Raw genomic sequence first — 6,321 nt, 5'->3', positions numbered from 1 at the left:
CACGGTGATGATCCAGCGGGAGGTGGCCCGGCGGATCTGCGCCGCCCCCGGCACCGGCGACTACGGCGCCTTCTCGGTGTACTGCCAGTACCACACCAAGCCGGAGATTCTCTTTGACGTGCCCCCCTCCTGCTTTATCCCCGCACCCAAGGTGACTTCCTCCGTGCTGCGCATGGTACCCCAGACCCCGCCCGCCGAGGTGGACGACCCGAAGCATTTCTTCCAGGTGGTCCGGGCCGCCTTTGCCCAGCGGCGCAAAACCTTACTGAACAGTTTAAGTTCTGCCTTAGGCGGCACATATCAGAAGGAAGCAATTGCAAACGCCATTGCTCAGTGCAGCTTGCCTGAAAATATCCGGGGCGAGAGGCTGTCTATTTCCGACTTCGCCGCCCTTTCCAAGGCTCTGCGCCGGCAGGAGACGCGCTCCCTCTGATTTTGGCTGATTATCCAACCTTTGGATAGCAAAACAGCAATATCACCTATAACTAAATTGCAATCCTTTGGGGAATTGACTTTATTGCCAACTCCGTGTATTATTATTTGTGTTTTGGGACTTCTCCGCGCGGAGCAGAGGACGTTTCTGCCCAGGGGAAGATCATTATAGAAAAGAGGTCATGCGCTATGGCAACCATCGATCTGAGCAAATATGGGATCACCGGTACCACTGAGATCATCCACAACCCCTCCTACGAGACTCTGTTTGAGGAGGAGACCAAGCCCGGTCTGGAAGGGTATGATAAGGGTCAGGTCACCGATCTGGGCGCCGTCAATGTTATGACCGGTATCTATACCGGCCGCTCCCCCAAGGATAAGTTCATTGTTATGGACGACACCTCCAAGGACACCGTGTGGTGGACCTCCGACGAGTTCAAGAACGACAACAAGCCCGCCTCTCAGCAGGCTTGGGACGAGTGCAAGAAGCTGGCTCAGGAGGAGCTGTCCAACAAGCGTCTGTTCGTGATGGACGTGTTCTGCGGCGCCAACCACGACTCCCGCATGGCCATCCGCTTCATCATGGAAGTGGCTTGGCAGGCTCACTTCGTAAAGAATATGTTCATCGAGCCCACCGCTGAGGAGCTGGAGAACTTCGAGCCTGACTTCATCTCCTACAACGCCGCCAAGGCCAAGGTGGAGAACTATCAGGAGCTGGGCCTGAATTCCGAGACCGCCGCCATCTTCAACCTCACCTCCCGGGAGCAGGTCATCCTGAACACCTGGTACGGCGGCGAGATGAAGAAGGGCATGTTCTCCATGATGAACTACTACCTGCCCCTGAAGGGCATGGCCTCCATGCACTGCTCCGCCAACACCGATATGAACGGCGAGAACACCGCCCTGTTCTTCGGTCTGTCCGGCACCGGCAAGACCACCCTGTCCACCGATCCCAAGCGTCTGCTCATCGGCGATGACGAGCACGGCTGGGACGACAACGGCATCTTCAACTTCGAGGGCGGCTGCTACGCCAAGGTCATCAACCTGGACAAGGACGCTGAGCCCGACATCTACAACGCCATCAAGCGCAACGCTCTGCTGGAGAACGTCACCGTGGACGAGAACGGCCACTGCGACTTCGCTGACAGCTCCGTCACCGAGAACACCCGTGTCTCCTACCCCATCGACCACATCGAGAAGATCGTGCGTCCCGTGTCCGCCGGCCCCGACGCCAAGAACGTGATCTTCCTGTCTGCCGACGCCTTCGGCGTGCTGCCTCCCGTGTCCATCCTGACTCCGGAGCAGACTCAGTACTACTTCCTGTCCGGCTTCACCTCCAAGCTGGCCGGCACCGAGCGCGGCATCACCGAGCCCACCCCCACCTTCTCCGCCTGCTTCGGCCAGGCCTTCCTGGAGCTGCACCCCACCAAGTACGGTGAGGAGCTGGTGAAGAAGATGCAGAAGAGCGGCGCCAAGGCCTACCTGGTCAACACTGGCTGGAACGGCACCGGCAAGCGTATCTCCATCAAGGACACCCGCGGCATCATCGACGCCATCCTGGACGGTTCCATCCTGAAGGCGGAGACCAAGACCATCCCCTACTTCAACCTGGCCGTTCCCACCGAGCTGCCCGGCGTGGACACCAACATTCTGGATCCCCGCAACACCTACGCCGATCCCACCGAGTGGGACACTAAGGCCAAGGATCTGGCCGCCCGCTTCGTAAAGAACTTCGCCAAGTACACCACCAACGACGCCGGCAAGGCTCTGGTCGCCGCTGGCCCCAAGGCGGAGTAATCCCGTTTCCCATACATAGGTTATTCGGGGCGCCGCAGCTGCGGCGCCCCGAATTTTATGAGGTAACCCCATGAAAAAGCGCTATCAAACTTCAGAGACTCTGCCGGTCGGCCTTCTGCTGGCCCTGGCAGGAGGTTTTCTGGACGCATACAGCTATTTGAACCGGGGACAGGTCTTCGCCACTGCGGAGACGGGCAACCTGGTGCTGCTGGGCATCAATTTCTCCATGGGCAATTGGTCCCAGGCCCTGCACTATCTGCTGCCCGTACTGGCCTATACCGCCGGCGTGCTGGTCACAGAGCTGCTGCGCCGCCGACTGGGCGAGGAGGGCGGATGGCTGCACTGGCGGCAATACCTGCTGCTGATGGAGTGCGTAGTCATCGGAGCCGTGGCTTTTCTTCCCCACTCCCTGGATCCCCTGGCCAACATTATGATCTCCTTTGCCAGCGCGGTACAGGTAGACTCCTTCCGGAAATTCAACGGCTGCGGCTGTGCCACTACCATGTGTACCGGCAACCTGAGAAGCGGTACGGAACACCTGTTTTTCTGGCTGTCTCACCGGGAGCATGACGCCCTGGCTAAGATGGGTGTGTATTACGGACTCATCCTCACCTTTGTGGTGGGTGCGGTGGCCAGCGGTCTGCTCAGTCGTTGGCTGTACAGCCAGACCGCTCTGATTGCCATTCTTCCCCTGCTCATCGCCTTCATCCTCATGTTCCGGGAACGGGCTCAGGATAAATAAATGAAAAATCGGCGCGCGCCCCTAACGGGGCCGCGCGCCGATGCTATTATTTTCTCTCTTGCAGGATCTTCTGATAGTTGGCCCGGTCCGTATCTCCCTCGGTGCTGATGCACAGTACCCGGGATCGCTCTCCCAGTCCCAGTGTCCAGCACAGGTCGTGAAGCTCCTCCTCATGGAGAATACCCGCCAGGGCGCCCACTCCCACTGCGCCGGATTCCCCCGAAACGATCACCGGATCGCTCCCTCGGGGTTGCCCCAGCAGCCGCATTCCCAGGGCGGCATAGTCATCGGAGCAGGACAAAAAGGCGTCGGCACAGGCTCCCAGGATGTCCCAGGCCAGGGTGCAGGGCTCTCCGCAGCACAACCCCGCCATCATGCTGTTCATATCCCCGGTCACCGGGTGGAGCTGCCCACGCCGGCCTGCAAAAACAGGTGGGTAGGAGGCTCCTCCCCCGCCTCAGTCAGCTGATCAAAGATCTCCCCGGCCAGGGTGGTATACCCCTCCATGATCCAGGCGGGGATCTGCTCATACCCCGGCCAGGCGGTATCCTGGATCAACACCCAGCTGTTTTCTTCGCTCTTGCGGGTGGCCAGGCGCACCGCGTCGTCGTAGTTGAGGTCGGTGATCTCTGCCCGGGCCCCCAGGGCCAGAATATTGTCCAGCCGTTCCTGGGCGCTCCCCTTGGGGAGATAGACCACCGCCCGGCAGCCCAGTTCCCGGGCCGCCCAGGCCACGCCCCTGCCGTGGTTTCCGTCGGTGGCGGTGACGAAGGTGACCTCTCCCAGCTTTTCCCGGGCTTTGGGCTCGGTGAGGGCGGGGAACGTGAGCTCGTCCCCCTCCAGTCCCAGTTTTTCTCCCATCCACCGGGCAATGGCCCAGCTGCCTCCCAGAGTCTTAAAAGCATTGAGCCCAAACCGCTTGGACTCATCCTTCACCCACAGCTTGGCTACTCCCAGTTCCCGGGCCAGGGCTGGCAGAGAGACCAGCGGGGTTGGCTCATAGCCGGGGATGGTGCGGTGAAAGTTCATGGCCCGCTGCACCGATTGTGCGTCCGTATGAGACAGGGCGGCGGGCTTGGGCTGGGACTTATGATTGATATAATAGTTCATAGGCGCTCCTCCACCGCCCGGCTCGGAATCTCCGGTGGGCGTTTTTGATTTATTATATCATATCCCCGCCGCCTGTGTCAGCCGCTTCTTCTCCACAAAAGATACCGGCCGCCCCAAAGGGCGGCCGGCGCGCATTGCTATGTGTCTCAGCAGCAGCCGCAGCCACTGTTTCCGCCGCAGCTGTTGTTGTTATAGCTGCTCCCATTGCCGCAGCAGCAGCACAGGATGAGGATGAGTACGATGATCCACAGGCAGCCACCGCCGCCAAAGCCGTTATTGCAGCACCCCATAATGAGTACCTCCTGAAAATGAAGTTTTGAGATAGCTGTGAGCCGCTCTCAGTTCCATACTATGTACCTCAGGCAAAAGGGTGCAGAAAAAATCCGCCCGGGAAAACCCGGGCGGATGACAGGTTGGATTTAACCGAGGAAACGGTTGCTGAAGTTCATCAGGATCCCGGCCACCTCAGCGCGGCTGGCCGTGTCAGCGGGACGGAGGGTATTCTCCGCCGAGGGGGTGATAAGGCCGTTGGCTACCGCCCAAGACACTGCCTCCTTGGCCCAGTCGGCCACCTGGTTATAGTCAGCGTACTGGGTGAGGTCGGTCTGACCGGTGAGCTCCATGCCCAGCTGGGAGGACGCAAAGCCCCGCAGCATCACCAGCACCTGCTGGCGGGTAACGCTCTGCTCCGGAGCAAACAGCCCGTCGCCCATGCCGGCGGTCACGCCCTGAGAGGCGCCCCAGCGGACAAAGGGTTCATACCAGCTGCCCACAGGCACGTCATCAAAGGCGGCCGTGGCGCTGTTCATCTGATCCTGGGGGGAGCCCGCCAGGCGGTAGAGCACGGTGACCAGCATAGCCCGGTCCATGGTGACGCCCGGTCCAAAGGTGTCCTCACTCATGCCGGAGAACAGTCCGTTTTCATAGACAAATTTCACCGACGCCTGGTACCAGTCCCAGGAAGCCACGTCCACAAAGGGCAGATGACTGGATGTGCTGTCGGTAAAGGTATAACTCCCCTGGAGTCCAAGATACATGATCCCCGAGGTCACCGTCACCTGGGCGGTGGTGTTCTCCCCCACCAGGTAGCGGTGTCCCGCCGTCAGACGGGCGCCGGAGGCCACCTCACGGCCATCCGTGACGTCCACCACAACGCCGTTGTGGCTCACCTGGGCAGAACCGGAGATAGAGAGGAATCCCGAGCCGGTGGACAGCCCGATCACGTCTCCCTGGGTGAAGGTGCGGCTGCTCAGATTGTCGCTGTACAGGCCACTGCCCCCTTCGCCGCCCTGGAGCTTGGCCACCGCCTCGTCGTAGGCCTCCAGAAGGGGCTGGGTGGCAGTCTGCTCCAGCTGGGTCTGGGCGGAGGGAAGGAAGGTATTTTTTAAATAGCTGAGAGAGACCAGACTATCTCCCCCGCTCAGAGCCAGGGCGCCCCCGGCCAGCGCCGCAGTCAGGGCCAGAGCACCCGCCACGACAAGGATCTTTTTGTACTTCATGTCTCGTCCTTTCCATCCTCCTGCTCCTGACCGTCCTCCCGCTGAGAGATCATATAGCTCAGGGCAAGCAGGCTGTCGGAAAAATGTACGCTCTCCACCACCACGTCCTCGCCGGGGAAGGCGATCTCGCAGTTGGTGAAGTTCCAGATGCCGTGGACTCCCGCCGCCACCAGCCGCTCCCCCATCACTTGGGCAGCGGACTTGGGCACCGTAAGCAGGCCCACGCTCACCGGGTTCTTCTGCAAAAACTCCTCCAGAGTGTCCGCGTGGTAGACGGGCACCCCGGCGATCTGTGTGCCTACCGTCCGCTCCTGCACATCGAAGGCGGCCAGCAGCTGAAAGCCGTTGTTGGAGAATTTAAAGTTTTCAATTAGGGCGCGGCCCAGGTTGCCCGCTCCCAATACTACAATGGTATGACCCCGGTTGATACCCAGGATCTCCCCGATCTGTTCCTTCAGGCTGTCCACCTTATAGCCATAGCCCTGCTGACCAAAGCCGCCGAAACAGAACAGATCCTGGCGAATCTGGGAGGCGGTCAGCCCCATGGACTTTCCCAATGCGCTGGACGAGATCCGGATCACACCCTTGCGCTGCAGCTCGGAGAGCTGGCGGTAATACCGGGGCAGACGCCGGATCACCGCGGTGGAAACTCTGGTGTTGCGTTTCATAGTCCCGCTCCAATACTCGAAAATATCGTTTACAGTTTACCCCATCCCTCTTTTTCTGTCAAACCATTTTCCC

The 6,321-nt window shown here is 60.1% G+C and carries 6 protein-coding genes and 1 pseudogene; 3 read left to right on the top strand and 4 right to left on the bottom strand.

All coding sequences use genetic code 11. The annotated features are described in order from the left end of the window. From ACLTXB_RS10815 to ACLTXB_RS10805, 3 genes are all read left to right on the top strand, one after another. Positions 1–433, top strand: a 433-nt coding sequence (locus tag ACLTXB_RS10815; protein WP_428226986.1) for a ribosomal RNA small subunit methyltransferase A, incomplete at its 5' end; no start/stop codon positions are given. Positions 434–621: 188 nt separating this feature from the next. Continuing rightward, positions 622–2,229, top strand: a complete 1,608-nt coding sequence (gene pckA / locus ACLTXB_RS10810) for a phosphoenolpyruvate carboxykinase (ATP) (protein ID WP_428226985.1) — start codon at positions 622–624, stop codon at positions 2,227–2,229. Positions 2,230–2,299: 70 nt separating this feature from the next. Beyond that, the gene (locus ACLTXB_RS10805; protein WP_428226984.1) at positions 2,300–2,971 is read left to right on the top strand and encodes a YoaK family protein; all 672 of its coding nucleotides are present in this window, start codon (positions 2,300–2,302) and stop codon (positions 2,969–2,971) included. 46 nt (positions 2,972–3,017) lie between these two features. Here ACLTXB_RS10805 and ACLTXB_RS10800 read toward each other — a convergent pair. The 4 genes and pseudogenes from ACLTXB_RS10800 to ACLTXB_RS10785 all read right to left on the bottom strand — a co-directional run bounded on the left by ACLTXB_RS10800 (position 3,018) and on the right by ACLTXB_RS10785 (position 6,248). Continuing rightward, positions 3,018–4,081, bottom strand: a pseudogene (locus tag ACLTXB_RS10800) (diaminopropionate ammonia-lyase). 146 nt (positions 4,082–4,227) lie between these two features. Then, positions 4,228–4,371, bottom strand: a complete 144-nt coding sequence (locus ACLTXB_RS10795) for a hypothetical protein (RefSeq protein ID WP_191905297.1) — start codon at positions 4,369–4,371, stop codon at positions 4,228–4,230. Positions 4,372–4,500: 129 nt separating this feature from the next. Beyond that, positions 4,501–5,580: an S-layer homology domain-containing protein gene (locus ACLTXB_RS10790; RefSeq protein WP_428226983.1), complete on the bottom strand. Its 1,080-nt coding sequence runs from the start codon at positions 5,578–5,580 to the stop codon at positions 4,501–4,503. Beyond that, positions 5,577–6,248 (bottom strand): redox-sensing transcriptional repressor Rex, encoded by a 672-nt coding sequence (locus tag ACLTXB_RS10785; RefSeq protein ID WP_008980982.1) that lies wholly within the window; start codon positions 6,246–6,248, stop codon positions 5,577–5,579. Before ACLTXB_RS10785 ends, ACLTXB_RS10790 begins: the two co-directional genes overlap by 4 nt. Positions 6,249–6,321: the final 73 nt, after the last annotated feature.

Source organism: Flintibacter sp. (assembly GCF_046973065.1).
The sequence above is the reverse complement of the archived record's forward strand: the minus strand, read 5'-3'. Positions and strand labels throughout refer to the sequence as shown.

Coding starts and splice junctions, on each gene's coding strand:
- pckA (WP_428226985.1), top strand. CDS start 622: ATGGCAACCATCGATCTGAGCAAATATGGGATCACCGGTACCACTGAG.
- ACLTXB_RS10805 (WP_428226984.1), top strand. CDS start 2,300: ATGAAAAAGCGCTATCAAACTTCAGAGACTCTGCCGGTCGGCCTTCTG.
- ACLTXB_RS10795 (WP_191905297.1), bottom strand. CDS start 4,371: ATGGGGTGCTGCAATAACGGCTTTGGCGGCGGTGGCTGCCTGTGGATC.
- ACLTXB_RS10790 (WP_428226983.1), bottom strand. CDS start 5,580: ATGAAGTACAAAAAGATCCTTGTCGTGGCGGGTGCTCTGGCCCTGACT.
- ACLTXB_RS10785 (WP_008980982.1), bottom strand. CDS start 6,248: ATGAAACGCAACACCAGAGTTTCCACCGCGGTGATCCGGCGTCTGCCC.